Source organism: Rhodopila sp., from assembly GCF_035548095.1.
Lineage (GTDB): Bacteria > Pseudomonadota > Alphaproteobacteria > Acetobacterales > Acetobacteraceae > Rhodopila.
The window spans coordinates 329,998-354,181 of record NZ_DASZUV010000002.1 but is presented as its reverse complement, the minus strand read 5'-3'; the positions used below and the strand labels follow the sequence as shown (position 1 = coordinate 354,181).

At 66.9% G+C, this 24,184-nt stretch carries 19 protein-coding genes; 11 read left to right on the top strand and 8 right to left on the bottom strand.

Annotated features, from left to right (window positions below):
- The first annotated feature begins 20 nt into the window (after positions 1-20).
- The 4 genes from VHC04_RS03875 to VHC04_RS03860 all read left to right on the top strand — a co-directional run bounded on the left by VHC04_RS03875 (position 21) and on the right by VHC04_RS03860 (position 3,308).
- Entirely contained in the window at positions 21-431 is a 411-nt protein-coding gene (locus tag VHC04_RS03875) for a Zn-ribbon domain-containing OB-fold protein (protein ID WP_325678138.1), read from the top strand.
- Positions 432-435: 4 nt separating this feature from the next.
- Positions 436-1,578 (top strand): thiolase C-terminal domain-containing protein, encoded by a 1,143-nt coding sequence (locus VHC04_RS03870; RefSeq protein ID WP_325678136.1) that lies wholly within the window; start codon positions 436-438, stop codon positions 1,576-1,578.
- A 20-nt stretch (positions 1,579-1,598) separates the two neighbouring features.
- A complete protein-coding gene (locus VHC04_RS03865; RefSeq protein ID WP_325678134.1) occupies positions 1,599-2,795 on the top strand; it encodes a CaiB/BaiF CoA transferase family protein in 1,197 nt (398 codons plus the stop codon).
- Positions 2,796-2,888: 93 nt separating this feature from the next.
- Positions 2,889-3,308, top strand: coding sequence for a hypothetical protein (locus tag VHC04_RS03860; protein ID WP_325678132.1), 420 nt, complete (start codon positions 2,889-2,891; stop codon positions 3,306-3,308).
- A 9-nt stretch (positions 3,309-3,317) separates the two neighbouring features.
- Here the strand turns inward: VHC04_RS03860 and VHC04_RS03855 are convergent, their stop codons facing one another.
- Positions 3,318-4,367 carry a WD40/YVTN/BNR-like repeat-containing protein gene (locus VHC04_RS03855; RefSeq protein WP_325678130.1) on the bottom strand — a complete coding sequence of 350 codons (1,050 nt, stop codon included), beginning with the start codon at positions 4,365-4,367 and terminating at the stop codon, positions 3,318-3,320.
- A gap of 112 nt (positions 4,368-4,479) precedes the next feature.
- Here VHC04_RS03855 and VHC04_RS03850 point away from each other — a divergent pair, with 112 nt between their 5' ends.
- Both VHC04_RS03850 and VHC04_RS03845 read left to right on the top strand, forming a co-directional pair.
- Positions 4,480-5,529 (top strand): Ldh family oxidoreductase, encoded by a 1,050-nt coding sequence (locus VHC04_RS03850; protein ID WP_325678128.1) that lies wholly within the window; start codon positions 4,480-4,482, stop codon positions 5,527-5,529.
- On the top strand, positions 5,530-7,785 hold the full coding sequence (locus tag VHC04_RS03845; protein ID WP_325678126.1) for a xanthine dehydrogenase family protein molybdopterin-binding subunit: 2,256 nt from the start codon (positions 5,530-5,532) through the stop codon (positions 7,783-7,785).
- Here the strand turns inward: VHC04_RS03845 and VHC04_RS03840 are convergent.
- Positions 7,780-9,489 (bottom strand): N-acyl-D-amino-acid deacylase family protein, encoded by a 1,710-nt coding sequence (locus tag VHC04_RS03840; RefSeq protein ID WP_325678124.1) that lies wholly within the window; start codon positions 9,487-9,489, stop codon positions 7,780-7,782. The two genes, VHC04_RS03845 and VHC04_RS03840, sit on opposite strands and share 6 nt — an antisense overlap.
- Before the next feature lie 109 nt (positions 9,490-9,598).
- On the opposite strand from VHC04_RS03840, the gene VHC04_RS03835 reads away from it, so the two are divergent.
- Positions 9,599-10,531: a 2-hydroxyacid dehydrogenase gene (locus VHC04_RS03835; protein ID WP_325678122.1), complete on the top strand. Its 933-nt coding sequence runs from the start codon at positions 9,599-9,601 to the stop codon at positions 10,529-10,531.
- Between the two features lie 164 nt (positions 10,532-10,695).
- On the opposite strand, the gene VHC04_RS03830 is transcribed toward VHC04_RS03835, so the two are convergent.
- Entirely contained in the window at positions 10,696-12,600 is a 1,905-nt protein-coding gene (locus tag VHC04_RS03830) for a flavin-containing monooxygenase (protein ID WP_325678120.1), read from the bottom strand.
- A gap of 122 nt (positions 12,601-12,722) precedes the next feature.
- Between VHC04_RS03830 and VHC04_RS03825 the strand changes: the two genes are divergently transcribed.
- The gene (locus VHC04_RS03825) at positions 12,723-13,535 is read left to right on the top strand and encodes an SDR family NAD(P)-dependent oxidoreductase (RefSeq protein ID WP_325678118.1); all 813 of its coding nucleotides are present in this window, start codon (positions 12,723-12,725) and stop codon (positions 13,533-13,535) included.
- 118 nt (positions 13,536-13,653) lie between these two features.
- On the top strand, positions 13,654-15,369 hold the full coding sequence (locus tag VHC04_RS03820) for an N-acyl-D-amino-acid deacylase family protein (RefSeq protein ID WP_325678116.1): 1,716 nt from the start codon (positions 13,654-13,656) through the stop codon (positions 15,367-15,369).
- Between the two features lie 11 nt (positions 15,370-15,380).
- Here VHC04_RS03820 and VHC04_RS03815 read toward each other — a convergent pair whose 3' ends face one another.
- Complete coding sequence (locus VHC04_RS03815) at positions 15,381-16,607, bottom strand: M20 family metallo-hydrolase (protein ID WP_325678114.1); 1,227 nt, start codon at positions 16,605-16,607, stop codon at positions 15,381-15,383.
- A gap of 74 nt (positions 16,608-16,681) precedes the next feature.
- Between VHC04_RS03815 and VHC04_RS03810 the strand changes: the two genes are divergently transcribed.
- Positions 16,682-17,980, top strand: coding sequence for an MFS transporter (locus VHC04_RS03810; RefSeq protein ID WP_325678112.1), 1,299 nt, complete (start codon positions 16,682-16,684; stop codon positions 17,978-17,980).
- 149 nt (positions 17,981-18,129) lie between these two features.
- Here the strand turns inward: VHC04_RS03810 and VHC04_RS03805 are convergent, their stop codons facing one another.
- The gene (locus VHC04_RS03805; protein ID WP_325678110.1) at positions 18,130-18,780 is read right to left on the bottom strand and encodes a class I SAM-dependent methyltransferase; all 651 of its coding nucleotides are present in this window, start codon (positions 18,778-18,780) and stop codon (positions 18,130-18,132) included.
- 382 nt (positions 18,781-19,162) lie between these two features.
- On the opposite strand from VHC04_RS03805, the gene VHC04_RS03800 reads away from it, so the two are divergent.
- Positions 19,163-20,539, top strand: a complete 1,377-nt coding sequence (locus VHC04_RS03800) for an FAD-binding oxidoreductase (protein ID WP_325678108.1) — start codon at positions 19,163-19,165, stop codon at positions 20,537-20,539.
- 114 nt (positions 20,540-20,653) lie between these two features.
- Here VHC04_RS03800 and VHC04_RS03795 read toward each other — a convergent pair whose 3' ends face one another.
- From VHC04_RS03795 to VHC04_RS03785, 3 genes are all read right to left on the bottom strand, one after another.
- Entirely contained in the window at positions 20,654-21,232 is a 579-nt protein-coding gene (locus VHC04_RS03795; protein WP_325678106.1) for a hypothetical protein, read from the bottom strand.
- Positions 21,233-21,615: 383 nt separating this feature from the next.
- A complete protein-coding gene (locus VHC04_RS03790; protein WP_325678104.1) occupies positions 21,616-22,542 on the bottom strand; it encodes a hydroxymethylglutaryl-CoA lyase in 927 nt (308 codons plus the stop codon).
- Positions 22,543-22,748: 206 nt separating this feature from the next.
- On the bottom strand, positions 22,749-23,957 hold the full coding sequence (locus tag VHC04_RS03785; protein ID WP_325678102.1) for an MFS transporter: 1,209 nt from the start codon (positions 23,955-23,957) through the stop codon (positions 22,749-22,751).
- Between the last annotated feature and the right edge of the window lie 227 nt (positions 23,958-24,184).

Below are 24,184 nucleotides of genomic sequence, written 5' to 3'. Positions count from 1 at the left end.
CAGTTGGAGGAAACGCAACCATGGCTACCCCAGGGCGCGCCTTGCCGCAGCCGACACCCGAAACGCAGCATTTCTGGGACGGCACCAAGGCGAACAAGCTGCTGCTGCAACGCTGCGACGACTGCAGCAAAGTCTATTTCCCGCCGCGCCCGTTCTGCCCCGTCTGCGCCTCCCGCAACGTGTCGGTGACCCAGGCCAGCGGCAAGGGATTCCTGTACAGCTATGTCATCCACCACCGCCCGGTGCCCGGCTTCACCCCGCCCTATGCCATCGCCGTCGTTGAGCTGGATGAAGGCCCGCGCATGATGACCAACATCGTGGACTGTCCGCAGACCCCCGAGGCTCTGCAGCTCGACATGAAGCTGGAAGTGGTGTTCGAGCCGCAGACCGACACCATCACCCTGCCCTTGTTCCGTCCGGCGAAAGGATAAGACGATGCCGCACAACACCGTTGCCGTCGTCGGCGCCGCCGAGACCACCGATCTGGGCGTCATCACCAACCTGTCGCAGATCGGCCTGCACGCCGATGCCGCGATCAACGCCATGAAGGATTGCGGGCTGAAGCCGAAGGATATCGATGGCATCGCCTGCGCCAACGAAACCCCGGTGCAGCTCGCGCACTATCTGGGCATCACCCCCACCTGGGTCGACGGCACCGCGGTCGGCGGCTGCTCCTTCATGATCCATGTCCGCCATGCCGCGGCGGCGATCGAGGCGGGGCTGGCCAAGACCATCCTGATCACCCATGGCGAATCCGGAAAATCGCGCATCGGCAACCCGCCGCGCAGCGTTCATCCGCAATCGCTGAACGGCCAGTTCGAGCAGCCTTTCGGCCCGATGGGTCCGCCCAGCATGTTCACCATTCCGGTGCTGCGCTACATGAAGACCTATGGCGTGACCGTGGAGCAGATCGCCCAGGTCTGCGTGGTGCAGCGCGAATGGGCGGCGAAGAACCCGCGCGCCACCTTCAAGACCCCGATCACCACCGATGACGTGCTGAACAGCCGGATGATCGCGTATCCGTTCCGGCTGCTGATGTGCTGCCTGGTGACCGATGGCGGTGGCGCGCTGATCCTGACATCCGCCGAACGCGCCAGGGACTTTCCGACCAGGCCGGTCTACATCCTGGGCACGGGCGAAAGCGTGGAAACCCCGATGGTGTCGCAGATGGAGGATTTCACCACCTCCAGGGCGTTCCGGGTCGCCGGGCCGACGGCGTTCAAGGAGGCCGGGATCAAGCACGCCGACGTCGATCACCTGATGATCTACGATGCCTTCGCGCATCTGCCGATCTACGGTCTTGAAGACCTTGGCTTCCTGCCGCGCGGGGAGGCGGCGGCCTTCATCGCCGGGCGCAACACCGCGCCGGGCGGCAAGCTGCCGCTGAACACCAATGGCGGCGGCCTGTCCTACATGCACTCCGGCATGTACGGCATGTACGCGCTGCAGGAGAGTGTGCGGCAGATGCGCGGCATCGCGCCGGCGCAGGTTCCCGGCGCCAAGGTCTCGGTCTGCCATGGCGTCGGCGGCATGTTCGCTGCTTCCGGCACCATCATCTTCAGCAACCAGGCGCCGTAGGCGGAACAGGGGCATCGATCGTGGCGGAAAGTCTGTTCTCAGGCCTGAAGGTCATCGATTGCGCGAGCTGGATCGCCGGGCCGGCGGCGGCGACCATGCTGTCGGATTACGGGGCGGACGTGATCAAGATCGAACCCCCGGGCGAGGGTGATCCGTGGCGGTCCTCGCAACCGTTGCCGGGGCGGAAGGTCGACTTCTATTGGCAGTTGACCTCCCGCAACAAGCGCAGCCTGGCGCTGGACCTGAAGCATCCGGAAGGCCAGGCGGTGCTGTACAGGCTGGTGTCGGAGGCTGATGTCTTCATCACCAACTTTCCGCTGCCGGTGCGCGACCGGCTGAAACTGGCGCCGGACCATCTGCTGCCGCTGAACCCACGGCTGATCTACGCGTCCTTCACCGCCTATGGCGAGGAAGGGGAGGAGGCGGCGAAGACCGGCTTCGATTCCACCGCGTATTGGGCGCGCACCGGGCTGATGGACATGGTGCGCGCCGATGTCGACACGCCGCCGACACGCTCGATGCCGGGCATGGGCGACCATCCCAGCGGCACCGGCCTGTACGCGGCGATCGTCTCGGCGCTGTATCGGCGCGAAAGGACGGGGAAGGGCGGGGTGGTCCGGTCATCCCTGCTGCAGAACGGGCTCTGGGCGAACGGGTGTGCGATCCAGCTTCGCCTGTTCGGAGAGGACATGCAGCTCCGCCCGCCGCGCCACGACCCGCCGAACGCCCTGGCCAATCATTACCGCACCCGCGACAATCGCTGGTTCATCATGGCGCTGTTCAATGAGCAGCGGCAGTTGCGCTCCCTTCTGTCGGCAATCGGCCGCGAGGATCTCACCGACGATCCGCGCTTCGCCACCCCCGCCGCTCGGAAGGAAAACGCACGCGAGCTGTGCCGGCTGCTGGACGAGGTGTTCGCCACGCGGGATCTGGCGGAGTGGCGGCGGATTCTCGACGGCGTCGGCGTCACCTTCGGCATCGTCGCCACGGTGAATGAGGCGCTGGACGATCCGCAGATGCGCCATTCCGGCGCCTTGGCCCCGTTCGCCGATGGTGAGGGACTGACGGTGATGACACCGTTCCATATCGACGGTGAGGAGAAGGTGCCGCCGCAACGCGCGCCCGCCGTCGGCCAGCACAATGAAGCGGTGCTGCGCGATGCGGGCTATTCCGGTGACGATATCGAACGGCTGCGCGGCCTGGGCGTGCTGGCCTAGCGCGCGAGCGCCCGAAGCCGGTGGTGAGAAGGCGGGCTCGCGCCCCTGGATCAAAGAGGTGATAAGGCATGACAGGGCCAGCCTGACGCTGTCATGCCTTATCGCGCCGATCGCATGGGGCATGGCGGTCGAGCGGGGCGCGGTGGCCCGATGCTGACCGCCGCCTTTGCGCTGCTGACCCTGGCCGTCGTTGCCGGAACGGTCCTGGGATTTCTGCATTTGCGGGAGACCGGTGCAGCGCATCCGCCGGTCGCCGCCGGCCTGGCGCATGGCGCCGTGGGCGCCATCGGCCTGGCCTTGCTGTTCCCGATCGCGCTGGGGCCACCCCGCGGCGCGGCCGAGGGGGCGGCGGTCTTCGGACCTGTCTCGGCCTGGCTGCTGGCCGCCGCCCTGGCGGCCGGCATGGGAGTGCTGCTGCGCCGCCGCCACGGGTCCGGCGTGACGATGGCGATCCATGTCGGGATCGCCATCACCGGCTACACGGTGCTGCTGGCCTGGTACCTGGTCGGGTAGCGGAACGTCCTATCCCACCGCCAGCGAATAGATATCCTTGACGCCCGGCGGCAGCGGCAACGACTGCCAGCTATTGCCGCCATCCTCGGTCCCGAACACCTCGCCGTCATAGCGCGCGCCCAGATAGACCTGGTTCGGGTCGCGGTCATGCAGCGCGATGGACATGACCGTGCCATGCACCTGCACCTTGTCGAACCGCTTCCATGTCGCGCCCTTGTCGGTGCTGCGATACACCCCGCCATCCTTGCTGGCGGCGGCGACGCTCAGCGCCGAATACAGCGTGTTGCCGTCCTGTGGCGACACCTTGATGTCGCGGCCATAGGTGGTGGGGGAGAAACGCCCGACTTCCATGTCCTGCCAGGACTCGCCGCCGTCGGTGGTTTCAAACAATCCCATCCGCACGGCCAGGATCACCTTGTCCGGTTCGGCGGGGGAGATGGCGATGGCGTGGCCGTCCAGCATGCCCTCGTTATAGGTGTCGCTGACGATCTTGCTTTTCAGGTGCGGCAACTGCGCCAGCCGGATCAGGTCCTTGCTGCAATCCGTCCAGCTTTCGCCGCCATCGGTGGTGCGCATCACGCCGTTCACCTCCAGCGCCGCGTAGATGGTTCCGGGCTGCTTCGGATGCTGCGCCATCCGCATCACCCGGCACGCGAACGGCATCACCGCCCTGTCCGGCATGCCGGGATCCGGCATCCTGCGCCACGTCTCCCCGCAATCCTCGCTGCGATAGACCGCAATGGGGGAGGCGCCGGCATAGATCAGCTTCGGATTGCCGGCATCCACCAGGAACGACCAGATCTGCGTCTTGTCGGGAAAGTTGGCGCGCTGGAACGTCTTGCCGCGATCGGTGCTGCGGTACACCCCGTCCGACGTGCCGGCGAACACGACGTCCGGATCGGTCGGGTGCACGTTCACCGCGAACGTCTCATGGTCGGTGATCTTGTGCTCCCACGCCTCACTGCCCGCCGGCCGCACGAACACCCCGACCAGGCCGCGCTGGTCCGGCCGGCCGACATAACCGGCGATCCCGGCATATACGGTGGACTTTGCCGTCATTGGTCCGCTCCCATTTTCATCCCTGGGCGGCAGGTTACGCCGGTTCCCCGTTCTGGCCAACTGGCGGGCCCTGGGCTAGCCTGCCTCGACCGGATTGAAGGGAGAAACCGCCATGCCGACCGTGTCAGCGGAAAGACTGATGGACATCGCCAGGAGCCTGCTGATCGCCGCGGGCGCGTCGGAAGAGGAGGCCGCGGTCGTCTCCAGATACAATATCGGCGCCAACCTGGTTGGCCATGACAGCCACGGGATCATCCTGATCGCGCAATATATCGAGCGGATCAAGGTCGGCCATATCGTGCCGCAGGCGCCGTGGACCATCACGCAGGAAACCCCGACCACGACGGTGATCGATGGCAACTGGGGATTCGGCTACTACGTCACCGACAAGGCGATGCGCTACACGATCGAGAAGGCCAGGAAGCAGAACGTCGCCGCCGCGACGGTGTTCCGCCAAAGCCATATCGGCCGCCTGGCGAGCTATCCGTTGCTCGCCGCCGCCGAGGGGATGATCGCGATGATCACCGCCGATTCCGGCCGCAGCCCGAAGCATGTCGCGCCATATGGCGGCGCCAAGGCACGCCTGGGCACCAACCCGATCTCGTTTGCGATCCCGTCCAACCTGGAAGGCGCCTTCGTCTTCGACATGGCGACCTCGGCCGCAGCCGCCGGCAAGATCAACGTCGCCACCGCGCGCGGCGAACAGGTGCCGACCGGCTGGCTGATCGACGCCGAGGGACGGCCCTCCACCGATCCGAAGGTGCTGAAGGCCGGCGGCGCGCTGCTGCCGCTGGGCGGCAGCGAGGGCTACAAGGGCACCGGACTGGCCGCGATCGTCGAAATCCTGTCCGGCCTGCTGACCGGTCTTGGATTCGGTGTCGAACCGACCGGGCGGCATAACGACGGCTGCTTCATGGCGGTGTTCAACGTCGCCGCCTTCCGCGACCTTGCGACCTTCAAGCAGGAAGTCACCGAATTCGCGCAATATCTGAAATCCACCCCGCCCGCCCAGGGCTTCACCGAAGTGTTCTACCCAGGTGAGGTCGAGTTCCGGAAGGAGCAGGACCGGCGCAAGAATGGCGTGCCGGTCGAGGAGGCGACCTGGAGCAGGCTGAAGGATCTGGCGCAGGGCTATGGCCTGGCCGGCAAGCTGGGGTTCTGAGTGCCGCCCTTCATCGGGCAATCCACCAGGCGTCTGGAAGACGCCCGTTTTCTGACCGGAACGGGTGTCTTTCTGGACGATGTCACCGATCCGGACCAGGCCTGGGCGCATGTCGTGCGCTCCCCCCACGCACACGCAACGATCGGCCGGATCGACATATCCGCCGCGGCCGCCGCGCCAGGCGTGCTGGGTGTCTATACGTATGACCATATAAAGGACCTGGGGCCGTTGCCTTGCGCCACCCAGGTCGCCAGCGTGGCACCGATGATCGTGCCGCCACGCCCGGCCCTGGCGCGGGATCGCGTGCGCCATGTCGGTGATCCGGTCGTGCTCGTCGTCGCCGAAACGAAAGCCGCCGCCAGGGATGCGGCGGAACTGGTGGCGGTAGACTACACGGCACTGCCCTGCGTCGTCGATCCCGTCGCCGCGTTGGCGCCGGACGCGCCGGCGATCTGGGATGGCGGCAACGAATCCTACCGCTTCCAGCGCGGCGATCAGGCGGCGGTGCGGACCGCCTTCGCCGCCGCGAGACATGTGGTGGAGCTGCGGGTCGTCAACAATCGCCTCGTGGTCGCGCCGATGGAGACGCGCGGCGCCATCGGCCGCTGGACCGGCACCGGCTACGACCTGCTGGTTTCGGCCGCCAGCGTCAACGCCATTCGCGACCAGTTGGCCGACGCGATCTTCCGCTGCCCCCGCCGGCAGGTTCGTGTCCACGCGCCGGATGTCGGCGGCGGGTTCGGCATCAAGAACTGCCTGTATCCCGAATGGGTGCTGCTGCTCTGGGCCGCGCGCCGCCTGGGCCGCCCCGTCAAGTGGACGGCGGAACGCGCCGAGGACTTCACCGCCACCGCCCAGGGCCGCGACAACGTTTCGCTGGGCCGCCTGGCGTTGGACAAGGACGGCACGTTCCTGGCGCTGGAAGTCGTCACGACCGCCGGGCTGGGCGCGTATATGTCGGCGGGCGGTCCCGGCAGCTCCACCAACGCGCCGGCCGCGGCGATGGGCGGCGGCTATGCCATTCCGGACATCTTCATGGATGTGCGCGGCGTCTTCACCAATTGCGCGCCAATCGACGCGTACCGTGGCGCCGGCAAGCCCGAGGCGAACTACGTCATCGAACGGCTGATCGACCACGCCGCCATTCAGTGTGGATTCGATCCGATCGCGCTGCGCCGCCGCAACCTGATCGCCCGGTTCCCGTATCGGAAGGCGCTGGGCACGCTGGTCGATTGCGGACGCTTCGCCGCCAATATCGACGACGTCATGCTGGCCGCCGACCACGCCGGGTTCCCCGCCCGCAAGGCGGCCAGCCAGGCGAAGGGCCGGCTGCGCGGCATCGGCCTCGCCTGCTTTCTGGAGACCGCGCGCGGCGCCCCGAATGAGGGTGCGGAGATCCGTTTCGAAGGCGACGGAAGGGTCGCCATCCTGGTCGGCACGCAAAGCAACGGCCAGGGACACGAAACGACCTATCCGCAGATCGCCGCCGACCTGCTGGGCTTGCCGCTGGAGGTATTTCATTACATCCAGGCAGACACCACCGAAATCCCCCAAGGCAACGGTCACGGCGGCGCTCGGTCCATGCATCAGGGCGGCACGGCGCTGTTCAACGTCGCGCGGGAGGTCATCGCCAAGGGCGTCCAGGTGGCCGCGCGCCTGCTGCAGGCGCGGCCTGATGAGGTCAGCTTCGCGGCCGGCCGGTACAGCGCGGGGGAACGGTCCGTCGATCTGCTGACCGTTGCACGCGATACCAGCCTGGATACCTATCTGTGGAACCTGCTGGACTTCATCACCATTCCCAATGGCTGTCATATCGCCGAGGTAGAGGTCGATCCCGAGACCGGCGCCGTGACGCTGGAACGCTATACCGCCGTGGACGACTACGGGACCTTGATCAACCCGATGCTGACGATCGGCCAGGTGCGGGGCGGACTGGCGCAGGGGATCGGACAGGCGCTGACGGAGGATACCGTCTACGACCCAGGCTCCGGCCAGATGACCAGCGGATCCTTCATGGATTATCACATTCCGCGCGCTACGGACTTGCCGGACCTGGACGTCACGCTGACCGGCGTGCCGACCGCCGGCAATCCGCTGGGGGTGAAGGGTGCGGGCCAGGCCGGCGCCATCGGCGCCCCGCAGACGGTGATCAGCGCCGTCCTGGACGCCCTGGCCCCGCTGGGCGTGCGGCATATCGACATGCCGGCAACGCCCCACCGTGTCTGGCAGGCGATCAGAGCGGCGCGCGCCCTATGACGGCGCGCCACGCAGCAGCCGGCCCGGCAGCCGGCCGGTCGCCTGGCCGTCTCGGGAAACGATCTCCCCGGACAGGATGGTGGCGGTGAAGCCGTCCGATACCTGCATCAGCCGGCGGCCGCCGGCGGGCAGGTCGTAGATCACCTTCGGTGCCCGCAGGTTCAGCCTGTCGTAGTCGATCACGTTGATGTCCGCCTTGCGTCCGGCCGCGATCACCCCGCGATCGGTCAGGCCGAGCGCCTTGGCGTTGTCGTGGGTGAGCCGCCGTACCATCCACTCGATGGGGAAACGGCCTTGGGCGCGGTCCCGCGTCCAGTGCGTCAGGCCATAGGTCATGGCGGTGGCGTCGCACAGGATCGAGACATGCGCCCCGCCATCGCCCAGCCCGATGAGCGTATTGGGATGCGCCATCATCTCCCGCACCGTTTCCAGTGTGCCGTCCGCGTAGTTGGATAGCGGACGGTACAGGATGGTTCGGCCATCATTCTCCAGCATCCTGTCATAGGCCAGCGCGGCCGGATCGACGCCCAGGCGCGCGGCCTCGGCGGCGATGGACCGTTCCGGTGCCGGTTCGTAGTCCGGCGGATCGCCGAGGGGAAAAATCCGGTCCCAGCGGCGAAGCCGCTTCACCAGCGCCGGATCGCGCGGTGTCTCGCTCAACAGCCGAGCCTTCAGTCCGGGATCGCGCAAGGCGGCGATCTTCGCGTCGAACGGCAGGTCGGCGATCGTGTCCCAGCCCGGCACATCGACAAACGGGTTCTGCGAGATCTCGAAGCCCAGCATGATCCCGGTGGGGCGGGTGAGGACCATGCCGGTGATCGGAATCCCGTCGGCATTGGCCTGGCCGATCAGGTCCAGCAGCCGGCGCCATTCCTGTGGCTTGGAATCGCGTTCCAGCACCGTGGTGGTCATCGGCCGGCCGGAGATCTCCACCAGCCGGCGGAACATGGCGAATTCCGCTTCGATCGCTTCATCGAAATCCGAGATCACCTGCAACCAGCCCGAACCCGTTTCGCCGACCGCCTTCGCGATGGTGGTCAGCTCCTCCTCGGCCGCGTTCAGTGTCGGTGTCGGGCGGCCGTCCAGCGTCTTGTGGTTCAGCGTCCGGGACGTGGAGAAGCCCAGTGCGCCGGCGCGGATTCCCTCGGCGGCGAGGCGCGCCATCGCCTGGCGGTCCACCTCCGTCGCGGGCTCACGCGCGACGCCGCGTTCGCCCATGACGAAGACGCGCAGCGCCGCGTGCGGCACCTGCGCCGCCACATCGATATCGAAACGGCGTTCGGCGATGCGATCGAGGTAGTCGGGGAAGCTTTCCCAGTTCCAGGGCAGCCCCTGGGTCAGCACCGGCTCCGGAATGTCCTCGACACCCTCCATCAGCTCGACCAGCATGTCCCGCTGGTCGGGCTTGCAGGGCGCGAAGCCGACGCCGCAATTGCCGATCAGCGCCGTGGTGACGCCGTTGCAGGAGCTGGGGGTGATATGGTTCGCCCACATCACCTGCGCGTCGTAATGGGTGTGCGGATCGACAAAGCCAGGCGTGACGATTTTGCCGCGTGCGTCGATCTCCTCGGCGCCGCGGCCGGCGATGCGGCCAATCGCGACGATGCGGTCTCCGGCAAGGCCGATATCGGCTTCCCTCGGGGCGGCGCCGGTGCCGTCCACCACCAGGCCGCCACGGATGACGAGCGTGAGGTCGTCTGCCATTGCTTGGTTTTCCTCCTGTATGGTGCTCAGGCTAGAATGGCGCGGCCACATGGGCAAGTTTGCCGGGGGGAACCTTGCCGGGGGGAACTTGCCGGGGGGAACAGACCGGATGAACGTCATCTTCCATCACACGGCGGGACGGGACCTGGCCTCCCGGCTTCAGGCCCAGCCGGGCCTGCGCATCGCGGTCTGCCCCGAGGCGGATGACGCATTGCTGGCGCGCCTGCTGCCCGACTGCGACGTGCTATGGCACGTGCTGAAGCGTTGCACATCAGGTATGATCGCGTCGGCCCCCCGGCTGAAGCTGATCCAGAAGATCGGCGTGGGCGTCAACACGATCGATCTGGAGGCAGCAGAGCGGCGCGGCATTGCGGTGTGCAACCTGCCGGGCACCAATGCGCGCGCGGTGGCGGAACTCACGGTCGCGCTGATGCTGGCGGTACTGCGCCGGCTGACCCGTTTCGATGCCGGATTGCGGGCCGGCACCTGGACCGATCCGGTGCTGCAGGACGGTATCGGGGAGCTGGGCGGCCGCGTGGTCGGCCTTGTCGGCTATGGCGCCATCCCGCGCATCCTGGCGCCGATCCTGACGGCGTTCGGCTGCCAGGTGCTGTTCGCGGCGCGGCGGCCCGTGGCGGGTGCGGTGGGCAGGCAGGTGGCGCTGGCGGAGCTGCTGGCGGCATCGGACATCGTCAGCCTGCATGTGCCGCAGACCGAGGAGACGGCGGGCATGGTCGGCGCCGCGGCGCTGGCCGCGATGAAGCCTGGCGCGATCCTGATCAACACCGCGCGCGGGGGGCTGGTGGATCAGGCGGCGCTGGCCGCGGCGCTGCGGTCGGGGCACCTGGCCGGCGCGGGGCTGGATGTGTTCGATGCCGAACCCATCGTCGCCGGTGACCCGCTGCTGTCACTGCCGAACGTCGTCGTTACCCCGCATATCGGCTGGCTGACGAGCGGTACGTTCGACCGCAGCCTCGCCCTGGCGGCGGAGAATTGCCGGCGTCTCGCGGCGGGTGAGCCGTTGCTGCACCGGGTCATCTGAATTCGCCGTCTTCACGCCCGGTTCGCTGTCTCCACGCCGGGTGGCTTCATCGGTCCCGCCATTCGCCATGCGGCTTCGATTGGCCGCCATCAGCGGGTCGGGGCGTGGCAGGCCGCCGGCACGGGGTGTCGCCATCCGGTCCGGCCGTGGCGCAGGATCGTATCCTATGCCACGGCCGCGGGTGAGCGTGCCTCTGCCGCTGTTTCGAAGACGTATGGATCCAGCGAAGCCTGGGCCGCGCGGCGGATCTCATGCCATTTCTCCGGGCCGCCGTAATAGGCCAGGCTGCCCGGTTCGGCGTTGCCGTCGCCGTTGTAGTAGGACAGGCAGTCGCGCAGCGGCCGGGTGCGCAGGTCGGCGTCGCGGCAGTGCGCGGCGTACTCGTCCTCGGGTGTCTTCTTGATGTCGATGACCGTGGCGTTCTTCTCCCGCAACGTCTTCAGCAGCCAGACCACGTAATCCGTGTGGCCCTCCAGCCCGCGGGTGAAGTTGAACTGCGCGCCGCCGCTTTGCGGGCCGGACATGATGAACAGGTTGGGGAAACCATGCGTGTGCAAGCCCAGGAAGGTACGCACGCCCTCGGTCCGCCATTTGTCCCGCAGCGTCCGGCCGTCGCGGCCGACGATCATGTTGAACGTCGCCGTCGCCATCCACTGGAATCCCGTCGCGTAGATCAGCACGTCCAGCGGATACTCGATCCCGTCATGGACCACGCCGCGTTCATTGATGCGGGCCACGCCCAGCGGTGCCGTATCCACCAGGTGCACATGCGGCAGATTGAAGCTGGGCAGGTATTCGTCGTGGAAGGTCGGGCGCTTGCAGCCATACGCGTAGTACGGCTTCAACGCCGCCGCCGTCTTCGGATCCTTCACGATCGCATCCACCCGCGCGCGGATTTGTTCCATGATCCGAAAGTTCGTATTGAGCTGCCGCTCGATCATTTCCTCGGGTGACAGCGCGCGCTCATGCGTCTTGCGCTGCTTGAAATCGGCGACCTTGCCGGACAGGTAGTCGTCATTGCCTTGCAACGCCGTGCGGCCGGAGGAGATCTTCGCCAGCCGCTCCCGCCTCGCCTTGGCCCAGCCGGGTTCCTGCCGCCAGGCGGCGATCTCCTCCTGCGTGGTGGCGCGTTGATCGCGCACGTCGATGGTGGAAGGGGTGCGCTGGAACACGTAGAGCTCCTTCACCACCTTGGCGATTTCCGGAATCACCTGAACCGCCGTGGCGCCGGTGCCGATGATGCCGACGCGCTTCCCTGCCAGGTCCACATTGTAGTCCCAGCGGGAGGTGTGGAAGGATTCGCCCTTGAACGTCTCCATCCCCTCGATACGTGCCAGCTTCGGCGTGGTCAGGATGCCGTTGGCCAGCACGACATAGCGTGCGCGCATCGCATCGCCACGATCGGTCCGCACGGTCCAGCGCGCCGCGGCCTCGTCCCATTCCGTGCGCGTCACCGTCGTGTGGAACAGGCAACGATCGTAGAAGCCGTAACGCTCCGCCATTGTCTGGCAGTATTCCAGGATCTCGAACCCCGAGGCGAATTTCATTGTCGGGAAGTAGCCCATTTCCTCCAGCAGCGGCAGGTAGCTGTAGGATTCCACGTCGCAGGCGATGCCGGGATAGCGGTTCCAGTACCAGGTGCCGCCGACATCGCCGCCCTTTTCGCAGAAGCGCACATCGGTGAAGCCGGCCTGTTGCAGCTTGTACCACAACATCAGCGCGCCGAACCCGGCGCCGATCACCAGGACCTCACAATCGTCAGCCAGCGCCTCGCGCCGGATCGGCGGGGCGGAATAGACATCCTCCAGGTAGCGGGCGAATTCGCCTTCCATGGCGATGTAGTCGGCGGCGCCGCGCCGCGCCTCCTTGTTGGCGCGGTATCTGGCTTGTTCCTGGGCATTGAAGGCGGCGCCGGGCGGCGGCGGCGGCAAGGTCCGCAAAGCCTCGTCGGTGACGGCCGAATAGCCCTTGCCGGCGATCTTTTCCGATGCCTTGGCGGCGCGGGTGTTGAACAGTTTCTGGCCGGTGGCCGCGTCGATGCGAACGGGCGGTGTGGTGGCGGTTTCCATGGGCGACGTTCCAGTGCTTGTCGGATATTGGCCTGCAGGATACAGGCGCGGTCGGGCGGCGTGCAAATGCCGGGCGCCGGTGCTAAGCCCGGTGCATCGGGCGAAGGGGATGAAAACGGACCATGGGCAAGCTGGACGGGAAAGTTGCGGTCGTCACCGGGGCGGGGCGTGGGTTGGGCAGGGCCTATGCGCTGCGCCTGGCGGGCCTGGGCGCCAAGGTCGCGGTGACGGACATCAATCTGAAGTCGTATCAGGAGTTCGAGGCCGAGGCGAAGGCGATGACCGCCGACAGCACGGTGGATGAGATCAACGCGATCACCGAGGCGATCGGCATCGAAATGGATGTGCGGGACCAGGCGGCGGTGCAGGCGATGGTCCGCCGGGTGATGGATAAATGGGGCCGCATCGACATCCTGGTCTGCAATGCCGGCGGCGGGCGCGGGCGGCCGATGGATACCAAGGCCAGCACGCTGGATTCCGATCTGCTGCATCTTGTCACGGAGATGAACTATTACGGTACCGTCTACTGCGTGAACGCGGTGGCGCCGATCATGAAGGCGCAGCGCAGCGGCAAGATCGTCACCGTCAGCTCCGTGGCAGGGTTGGGACCGTCCACCGATGGGGGCTATGCCCATTACGGGGCCGCAAAGGCGGCGATCCTGCACTATACCCGCTACCTGGCGCAGGACCTGGGTCCGCATGGCATTACCGCGAACTGCATCGCGCCGGGGATCATCACCACCGGCCGGATCGTCGCCAGCGTGATGCCGGGCCGGGTCGACGGCAACACCGACCAGACCGAGAAGGTGGCGGTGCGGCGGCTGGGCAATGTGGAGGACTGCGCCAAGGTGGTGGAGTTCCTGACGACCGACCTGTCCGACTATGTCACCGGCCAGTGCATCGCCATCGATGGCGGATTGCTGCGGTCCGCATAGAAGGCATCCGATTGCGCTTGCCTGAAGGGGATCGCCGGGACGACACTGCGCGGACCCCGAGCGGGCCAAACAAGGGGGCCAATCAAGGGGGCCAATCATACGGGAAGGGAGCCCAGGTATGGCCAGCGAATTTGACATTGTCATTCGTGGCGGATCGGTCATGGACGGCAATGGCGGAACGCCGTTCACCGCCGACGTCGCCGTCAAGGACGGCCGGATCGCGGAAATCGGCAAGGTCGACGCAGGCGGGCGGGAGGAGATCGACGCCGCCGGCCTGTCGGTGACCCCGGGCTGGGTGGATCTGCATACCCATTATGACGGGCAGGCGATCTGGGATTCCCGTCTTGCCCCGTCCTCCTGGCACGGTGTCACCACCGTGGTGATGGGCAATTGCGGTGTCGGCTTCGCGCCGGTGCGCAAGAACACCCAGACCGCCGTGATCGCGCTGATGGAGGGTGTGGAGGACATTCCCGGCCCCTGCCTGCACGAGGGGCTGGACTGGACATGGGAAAGTTTCGGCGAATACCTGACCGCGCTGGAACGCCGGCCGCACGATATCGACTTCTGCGCCTTGCTGCCGCACGCGCCGCTGCGCGTCTACGTGATGGGCGAGCGGGCGCTGCGGCTGGAGGATGCGAACCAGTCCGACATCCGGCAGATGCGGGAACTCGCCGCCGAGGCGGTGAAGGCGGGCGCGTTCGGCTTCTCCACCTCCCGCACCATCGCCCACAAGACGCTGGCGGGCGACGCAACGCCGACCTTGCGCGCGCAGGAGGCGGAGCTGACCGGCATCGCGCTGGGGCTGAAGGATGCGGGGAAAGGATTCATCGAAATGACTTCGGACTGGAACACGCCCGATCCAGCCACGGAGTTTTCCATGCTGCGCCGGGTGATGGCGGCGTCCGGAAGGCCGCTGGTGCTGTCGTTGACGCAACGGCATGACGGCACGACAGCCTGGAAGGACCTGCTGGAGCTGACGACCGAGGCAGTGGCCGAGGGCGTGCCGGTGCGCTGCGTGGCGCCGCCGCGGCCGATCGGCGCGCTGCTGGGCCTGACCGGCAGCCAGAACCCGTTCGCCGGTACCCGCACCTATCATGAGATCGCGCATCTGCCGCTGCCCGAACGCCTGGCACGCATGCGCGATCCGGCGGTGCGCGCGAGAATCGTCTCTGAAGACCCGCATGAGTTCAACACTTGGTCGTTGCTGGGCCGCATCGGGTGGGAGCGGATGTTCCGCTTCACCGACCCGGTGAACTACACGCCGGCCAAGGAGGACTCCATCGCCGCCATCGCCGCTCGGCAGGGGCGCACGCCGCAGGACGTCGCCTACGACATGCTGATCGAGGATGACGGCAAGGGCTTCATCTTCACCTGCCTGGTCAATTACGCGAATTACGATCTGAGCGCGGTGAAGGAGATGTATGGCCGCGACCACGTGATTCCCGGCCTGAGCGACGGCGGGGCGCATGTCGCCTTCATTTCGGATGCGTCATTCCCCACCTTCCTGTTCAGCTATTGGGGCCGCGACCGGGGTGAGGACCGGCTGCCGCTGCATGATCTGGTGCGGCGCCAGACGCGGGAGCCGGCGCGGTTTGCCGGGCTGCATGACCGCGGCGTGCTGGCGCCGGGCATGAAGGCGGACATCAACGTGATCGATTTCCCGAACCTGGGACTGGAACGGCCGCGCATGGTGGTGGACCTGCCGGCCGGCGGCCGCCGGCTGATGCAGAAGGCGTACGGCTATGTGGCGACGGTGAAGGCGGGGCAGGTGATCTACCGCAACGGCGTCGCGACCGGTGCGCTGCCGGGCGGGCTGGTGCGGAGCACGCACTGACGGTTCCTCCATCACCCGGCCAGCGCCAGCACCGCGTCCAGCAGCACCTGGGCGCCGTGGGCGAGCTGGGCGGGCGTGGAATACTCCTTCGGGTTATGCGTGATGCCGCCGACGCTGGGGACGAACAGCATCGCCGTCGGCACCAGCGGCGCCATCAGCACCGAGTCATGGCCGGCGGCGGCCACCATGTCCCGGGTGGTGAGCTGCCGGTCCGCCGCTTTCCGGCGAATCAGCGAGCCCAATCTCTGGTCGAACAGGATCGGACCGAAGGTGGTGTAGGGATCGATCTCGATCCGGACGCCGCGCCGCCGTTCGATATCGGACAACACGGCGCGCAGTGTCTGTTCCATCGCCACGGCGGCCGCGGCGTCGGTGTGGCGCACGTCGCAGTGCAGCCGGGTCAGGTGCGAGACATTGCCGCGGGCATTGGGGATATTCTCGATCCAGCTGGCCGAGGCACGGCCGTCCGGTTCCGCCGCCCGGCCGATCTTTTCCACTGCCAGGATGATTTCGGCCGCCGCCGCCAGGCTGTCATGCCGCCGTCCCATCTCGGTCGGTCCCACATGGCTCGGCTCCCCGATCACCGAAAGCTGGAAGTAGCGAGCGTGCATGGTGCCGACCACCACGCCGATATCGGCGCCGGTGGCCTCCATCACCGGCCCCTGCTCGATATGCAGCTCCAGCCAGGCGCTCCAGTCGCGCGGGGCAGGGGTCAGCGGCCCTGCCTGGCCGGACTCGGCCAGCGCCTGGGCGACGGAGATGCCGTCATCGTCGGTGATCGCCAGCGCATCGGCCAGCCTGAACGTGCCGGCGGCGACGCGGCTGCCCATCATGGCGGGGCGGAAGCGGCTGCCTTCCTCGTTCATCCAGTTCACGAGCTCCAGCGGCGCCCTGGTCTTCACACCGGCGTCGTCCAGCGCGCGCAGCACCTCCAGACCGGCCAGCACCCCGGCGACGCCGTCGAAGCGGCCACCGGTGGGCACGGTGTCCAGGTGGCTGCCGAACGCCACCGCCTTGGCCGAAGCATCCGTGCCGGCGCGGCGCAGGAACTGGTTGCCGATCGCATCCTGTTCGTGCCCCAGGCCCAATTCCTGGCACCAGCCGATGAACAGGGCGCGGGCGGCGGTATCCTCCGGCGTCAGCGCCATCCGGCAGGAGCCGTTGCCGGGGATCGCGCCGATCTCGGCGATAGCCATGATGGACTGCCATAGACGGTCGGCGTTGATGGTCGGGGTCATTCGCTTTCCTTCAAGCTGGCGCATCGCGCGGCGCGGCGCCATGGTAGCGTCCCGCTGACTGGCGTCGATACAGAATGGCCGCACCTGACACCACCCCGACCAAAACCCTGCGGCATGCCGCGATCGTCATCGTCGCCGGCATCCTGGCGACGACCCTGGCGCAGACCGAGGTGCTGGCGCGGCTGCCGCTGCAGAATTTGATCAAGAATGATCTGCACCTGGACAGAGCGGCGAATGCGGCGTTCTTTTTCTGGGCGGGATTGGCGTGGTACCTGAAGCCGTTCTTCGGCGTGGTCACCGATGCGTTTCCGCTGTTCGGCTCCCGCCGCAAGGGCTACCTGATCGTCGGTGCCGCCCTGGCCTCTCTGTCCTGGGTGGCGATGATCTTCACGCCGCGCGATTACGCGCATTTGCTGGCGGTGGCGATCGTGCTGAACGTGTTCATGGTGATCTGCAGCACCGTGATCGGCGGCTATATGGTGGAGACGGCCCAGGCCACCGCGGGGTCTGGACGGCTGACGGCGATCCGTCAGTTCGTGCAGCAGGCCTGTTCGATCTTCGTCGGCCCGCTGTCGGGATTTCTGGCGTCCGTTGCGTTTGCCTGGACCGCGGGGGCGTCCGCCATGGTGGTCGCGGTGCTGATCCCGGTGACGATCCTGTTCCTGCATGAACGGACGCTGCGCATTTCCCCCACCGAGGTCTTTGGCAATGCGCGCACCCAGCTGCGCAATATCGCGTCGGCGCGGACCATGTGGGGGGCGGCGGGGCTGATGGCGCTGTTCTACCTGGCACCCGGGTTCGGCACGGCGATGTTCTACCGACAGCAGAACGATCTGCACATGACGACGCAGATGCAGGGATTTCTTGGGCTGATCGCCGGAATCTGCGGCGTGTCGGCGGCACTGGCCTATGGGTTGCTGTGCCGGAAGCTGAATTTGCGGACCTTGCTGATCGTTTCGATGTCGGCGGGGACGGTCGCCAATCTGGGCTATCTGTTCTACTCGTCGTGGGAACGGGCACAGGTGATCGACGGGCTGAACGGCGTCGGTTTCACCCTGGCGGAGCTGGCGCTGATGGACCTGGCGGTGCGCGCGACCCCGGCGGGCAGTGAGGGGCTGGGCTTCGCGCTGATGGTCAGCGTGCGGAACTTCGCGCTGTTCGGCACCGACTGGTTCGGGTCGGTGCTGATCGAGAAGTATGGTGTGTCGATGGAGACGCTGATCTGGGCGAATTCCCTGACCACCGCGATCACCGTGCCGCTGGTGCTCCTGCTGCCGGCGGCGGTGGTGGGACGGCGGGATGCCGAAGCCGCGGCGGTGGCGGGGGCGCCGGTCGCTGCGGTGGGGGAGGCGAAGGAGCGGGCGCGGTTCTAGGCGATCGCCTGAAGCCGGCGGGTTGAGGGCGTGAATCGCACTCCTGGATCAAAGAGTTGATAGGGTATGCTTGAGACGGATTGTTTCAGTCGTTCCGATAAAGCGCCGCGCTGCCGGTGCGCGCGGCAGCAACCGAGGCGGCGAGTGGACTACTTCACCGCAACGAGACAGGCGTAGTTTTGCGCTGCCGTCGGATTGTCCAGCTCCGGCTCGAAGTGATGCAGTGAGGCCGCCTCGGTGAAGCCGGCCTGTTGCAGCAATTCCAGATGACGGGCGATCTCGAACCGGCCGGCTTCGTAGTCCCATTCGGTTCCGTCCGGCTTGATGAAGTCGCCGTTGACCAGGATGCCGCCCTTGGGCAGCGTTTCGCATGACCGCGCGTAGACATCGGCCACGGCCTGCTGGCTTCCCAGGTCGTGCAGGGCCCAGGTCGAGATGATGGCATGTGGCGAGCGGACCAGACGATCCGGCCAGGATGGGTCGGTCAGGTCGGCCTGGGTAAAGGCGACCCGGGTCTGCAGATCGCCGAGTATCCGTTTCGCGACATCAAGAAATACCGAGGAGAAGTCGATCCCTTCATACTGAAGTGTCGGGTGCCGTTGCAGGATATGCCGAGCCATGTAGCCGGGGCCGAGACCAAGCTCCAGGACGTTGGGGGCGGCAACGGGAAGGCGGCGAATCCGGTCGAGGATCATATCGAACAACGCCAGTCTTGGAGGAGAGGGAACGAAGCGATCCGCCCAGTTCTGCACGAATGCCGCATCGTGAAACTCGTGCTGAGCGCCGACAAACCCCGCCATGATGACAACTCCCTCTGCTTGACCATGTTAGCCGATTTTTCAGCCGAAAGACCAAGCCGCACCATCGTTCCCCACAGGCGTTCCCCACAGGCGTTCCCCGCAGGCGAAGGGCTCGCCCCTCATCGAGGAAGGGTGCGGCCCCAGCGGAAACCGACCCAAGCCGGCCTGCTGGCCGAACTCCGGGGGCGCCGCGCGCCGCATCCGGCCTCACCGCCCATGACGCCCGTCTCTGGCTGGCCCGCACGCTGGGCGCCGACCTCGTCACGCTGGACCGCAAGCCGGCCGCCGCATCGGCATAAAATCCACCGCACGTGACACTTGCGCCAAGCAACGGACCGGCCCATTCCTCCGATCCACACGTTGGAACCACAGGAAACGGCCCATGTCCGTTCAGACCGTCATCGATGCCGCCCGCGAATTCCTGGGTGAGCGCATCACCACCAACACCGGCCTGCGGGACCACCACTCCCATGGCCAGGACACCCAGCCGCCGGTGCTGCCGGACGCCGTCGCCTTCATCGAAACGACGGACGAAGCCGCCCGCCTGCTGGCCCTATGCCATGCCCAGACCGTGCCGGTCATCCCGTGGGGCGCGGGCACCTCACTGGAGGGTCACGTCACGCCGGTCCGCGGCGGCATCACCCTCGACCTGTCGCGCATGACGGACGTGCTGGATGTCAGCCAGGCCGACATGGACTGCCGCGTCCAGGCCGGCGTGACGCGGGAGCAGCTCAACCAGCACCTTCGGGACTCCGGCCTGTTCTTTCCGGTCGATCCCGGCACCTCGTCCTGCACCATCGGCGGCATGTGCGCGACCCGCGCCTCCGGCACCAACGCCGTGCGCTACGGCACGATGCGGGAGAATGTGCTGGGCCTGACCGTCGCCCTGGCCGACGGGCGGGTGATCCGCACCGGCGGGCGTGTCCGGAAATCCTCGTCCGGCTACGATCTGACGCGTCTGTTCGTGGGGTCCGAGGGCACGCTGGGCGTCATTACCGAGGTCCAGCTCCGCCTGCACGGCATCCCCGAGGCCGTCTCCTCCGCCGTCTGCCAGTTCCCGACATTGGCTGACGCGGTGGAAACGGTGATCGCCATCCTGCAGATGGGCATCCCCGTCGCTCGGATGGAACTGCTGGACGACGTGCAGATGGGCGCCTGCATTGCCTACTCGAAGCTGGAGGGGCTGGAGGCGCTGCCATCGATCTTCTTCGAATTCCACGGCACCGAGGCCGGCGTGGCGGAGCAGGCCCGGCAGGCGCAGGATATCGCCGGCGGCTACAACGGCGCCGGCTTCCGGTGGGCCACCGATCCCGCCGAGCGCGCGAAACTCTGGCAGGCTCGACATGACGCGCTATGGGCCTGCCTGGCGCTGCAACCCGGCTACAAGGGGCTGCCGACCGACGCGATCGTGCCGATCTCACGGTTGAACGAGGCGATCCTGGGCGCCAAGGACGATATCGCTGCCTCCGGCCTGATCGCGCCGATCGTGGGGCATGTGGGGGATGGCAATTTCCACACCGTGATCCTGGTGCCGCCGGAGCCGGACGGGTTGGAGCGGGCCTGGGAGCTGGACAAGAAGATCGTCGCCCGCGCGCTGGCCCTGGGCGGCTCGTGCAGCGGCGAGCATGGCGTGGGGATCGGCAAGCGCGCGTTCCTGGAGCAGGAGCATGGCGTCGAGACGATGGCGGTGATGCGGTCGGTGAAGCAGGCGCTGGACCCGCGGGGGATTCTCAATCCGGGGAAGATTTTTCTGAATTGAGCAGCCGGTTCGCGACAGCCGAGCCCGGCTTTTGTCAGTCGGTCATCGGGAAGCAGCCTCCAAAGTTGCGGATCCTACAGAGTCCGTAAGGATTTCATCAGATCTCGGAAGGCTTCAGCGCAAAGAGGTGACCGGGACGCGGAACACGCCTTTGATCTGGTCGGGCTCGCAGACACAGATCTGAATATGCGTCTTTCGGTAGAAGTTGGCGGTCGGATAGACGGGCTCGCCTTCGATAAAGGCGGCCTTGACCGTGTCAATCCTGATATGTTCCCGTTCCAGAATTTGCCGGACCGTGTTGAGTACTGCGCAATCCAGATTTCGGCGCAGCCCCTTATTGGTCGGGATTTTTCGGGACGGACTCTTGTCGGCAATCTGCCTCAGGACGTCATAGCCGATCGCGAGTTGCGAAAGCCCGGCCGAGGTCGTCAGATCCAGGCAAACGCCCAGGTCGATGATGGCCCCGACAACAGTTGGGAATGAGATACGCGGCGTCCCCCGAGGCGCTTCCATGAGCTCCTCGGCGAATTCCAAACCTCTGCGTGGGTTCGATTCCCAGAAATAGATGCCATGACCCAGCCAGTCATAGGTATTCTGACTCGGAACGAAAGGCTCGCCGCTCAGTACCCGGTCCGCGACGTTGCGGTCGCATCCGTGATAGCCGAGCACAAACGATGTGCTGAGCGTATGCACGCTACTTGAATCGTTTCGTCAAATTCCCCTTTGTATCCTGGATACCCAGCCGGATCATGGCCGCATGCGCGGCCTTCTTCGAAGCGGTTGCTTCATGCAGAAAACTATCTGCGGCGCGCTGAAACGCCACGACGTCCTGACAGATCCTTCCAGGCTTGGTGATTGTCGGGCGTCTCACCCTCGGTCTCTCCGTCACGAGTCAAAACCATAAGCCGGTTGACGAAACTGGCAAGGGTTGCCGTCCCCGCACGCCGGATCGGCCCCAGCTTGACGTGCAAACCTTAATCATTCGTGAATCACGCTCGATTCACCGGCCAGTACAGGTCGTTCGTGTCGAGCGCAATCACGGGGAAAGCGGCGCCAGCCGCCTTCCCCCTCCGGGATCACGCCGCTTTGCGGAAGGTCGGCGGCAGGCCGGCCTTCGGCATCTGGCCGTGCATCGGTTCCGCCGGCAGGCCGGCGTGCAGCACCTTCCGGGATTCCAGCAGCTTCGGGATATCGATGCCGGTGCGGAAGCCCATGCTTTCCAGCATGAATACCAGGTCCTCGGTCACCACGTTGCCGGACGCGCCCGGCGCATAGGGGCAGCCGCCCAGGCCCGCCAGGCAGGAATCGAACGCCCGCACACCTTCCTCCAGGCCGGCCAGCGCATTGGCGATGCCCAGGCCGCACGTGTCATGCAGGTGCAGACCATACAGCACCGGCCCGACCGCCTCGCGCACTGCGCGGACAACCTCCTTCACCTGCGCCGGATGGGCGTAGCCGACCGTGTCCGCCAGCATGATGTGCTCCACCCCGGCCTTCGCCAGCCCCTCGCACATCGCCACCGTCTGCGCCGTGCTCACCACGCCGTCGATCGAGCAGCCGAAGGCGGTGGAGGCGCCGACGATCACCGGTACATGCCGCTCCTGCGCCTTCATCCAGTCCATCACCTCCTTCATGACTTCGATGGACTTGGACGGCTCGCGGTTCAGATTGGCCTTGCTGTGGCCGACGCTGACCGAGACCGGCATGGAGACCTTGTGCACGCCGGCATTGTAGGCGTTCTGCGCGCCGCGCAGGTTCGGCGCCAGGGCCTGGACCACCACGTTCGGCACCTCCGCCAGCACGCGGGCGACGACCTCGGCGGTGTCGGCCAGTTGCGGGATGACGCGGGGCGGCACGAAACTGCCGACCTCGATCTCGGGAATGCCGGCGGCGGCGAGCGACTTGATCCAGGTGACCTTGTCGTCGGTGGTCATGCGGGTCTTGGCGATCTGCAACCCGTCGCGGGGGCCGACCTCACAGATGGAAACGAATTCGCCGGTCATGGTGGGACGCACCTCTGCTGTCTGGAAATCGGCCGGAAAGTGCGGCCGCGGCGGCGAAAAGGCAAGGCTCGCCGGGTTGTGTCCGCTCGGGCATCCAGCGGCATGGCCCCATCACCGCGAGGACCGGCGCGTCCCGTCATCGCTGCCCCGTCAGCGTCGTCCCGTCATCGCTGCCCCGTCAGCGTCGTCCCATCAGCGTCGTCCCATCAGCGCCGCCCCGGCAGGAACGGGTTCAGCACCATTGCCAGCGGGATCGTCGACAGGCAGACCAGCGCCACGATGGTGATCGCGTGCATCGGCCCGACCGCGTCACCGACCGCCCCATAGATGATCGGTGCCAGCGCGCCGGAGCCGATCGTGCCGGTGTAGAAAATTCCGAACGCCCGCTCCTGCTGCGCCGTGGGGACCAGCTCCGGCACGCTGCCGTATAATGCCGAGGATGTGCCGTTCAGCGCCAGGCCGAGCAGCGGCAGCAGCGCCAGGCTGGCCGTCAGCGGCAGAAATGGCAGCGCCAGGATGCCGGCCGCGGTGCCGCCCTCGGTCAGCAGCACCGTCGCCAGCACGCCGATCCGGGCGCTGAGGATGCCGCAGACAAACTTGCCGGCGGCGCCGCCGGCGAAGACCAGGCTCAGGGCGAGGCCGACCGTCTCGAACCCGGCACCCTGCAGCTTCAGCACGAAGGGCAGGAAGGCGAGGAAGCCCATCCTGGTGCCGGAATCGATCACGCCGATCAGCAGCAGCAGCCGGAACCCCAGGGAGCGCGGCGCCCCGGTGACCGGCTTGTTGCCGGTCGAGCGGACCTGCGCCGTGACCTGGGCCGCGCTGCCCAGCCGCGCCGGCAGCAACAGCGCGATGGACGCCGCCAGGATGATGCCGGCCAGCCCGATCAGCCCCAAGCCATGGCGCCAGGACAGGATGGTCACCAGCCAGGCCAGTGTCGCCGGGATCGCCATCTTCCCCAGGTCGCCGGCGAAATTATAGGTGCCGAGCGCCGCGCGGGTTGAGCCTTTATCGTCATAGGCGCGGGAGATCAGGGCCGAGGCCAGCGGGTGCTGGGTCGCGGAGCCGGCGCCGCCGCACAGGAGCGCCGCGGCAAGCACCGCGAACCCGGCGCCGGTCACGCCGATGACGACATAGGCGCCCGCGGCCAGCAGCGTGCCCGACGCCAGGATGAAGACCGCGCCATAGCGCCGCGCGGCGGCCGCGGCGGGGATTTGCAGGCTGGCCATGGCGCCGGTGTACAACGCGCGCAGCACGCCCAGCGCCGCGAAGCTCAGGCCGAATTCATGCTGCCAGACCGGCAGCAGCACATAGATCAGATCGGTGTATCCGTCGTGCAGGGCATGAGCGGTACAGGCCACCGCCATCACCCGGCGCCTGGGGATGGAAACGGCGAGCGGAAGAACGGCGGCCATCGTGTATCCGTCTGCTGCTGCGTCACCGGACTGTCATCAAAACCTCCGGCCGAGGGAAGACGGATGCCTGGGCCGACATGTCCACGCGCACGCAGGCCGGCATATGTTGTCTAGACAAGTTGGCGTATTGCTTCCGGCCGGCCGGCGCGACCGGGACGCGGCCCCGGCACGATCTGGCCGGCGCGCTGAGCGCGATGTGGCCGGCGCGCCGAGCGCGACGCCGCGGC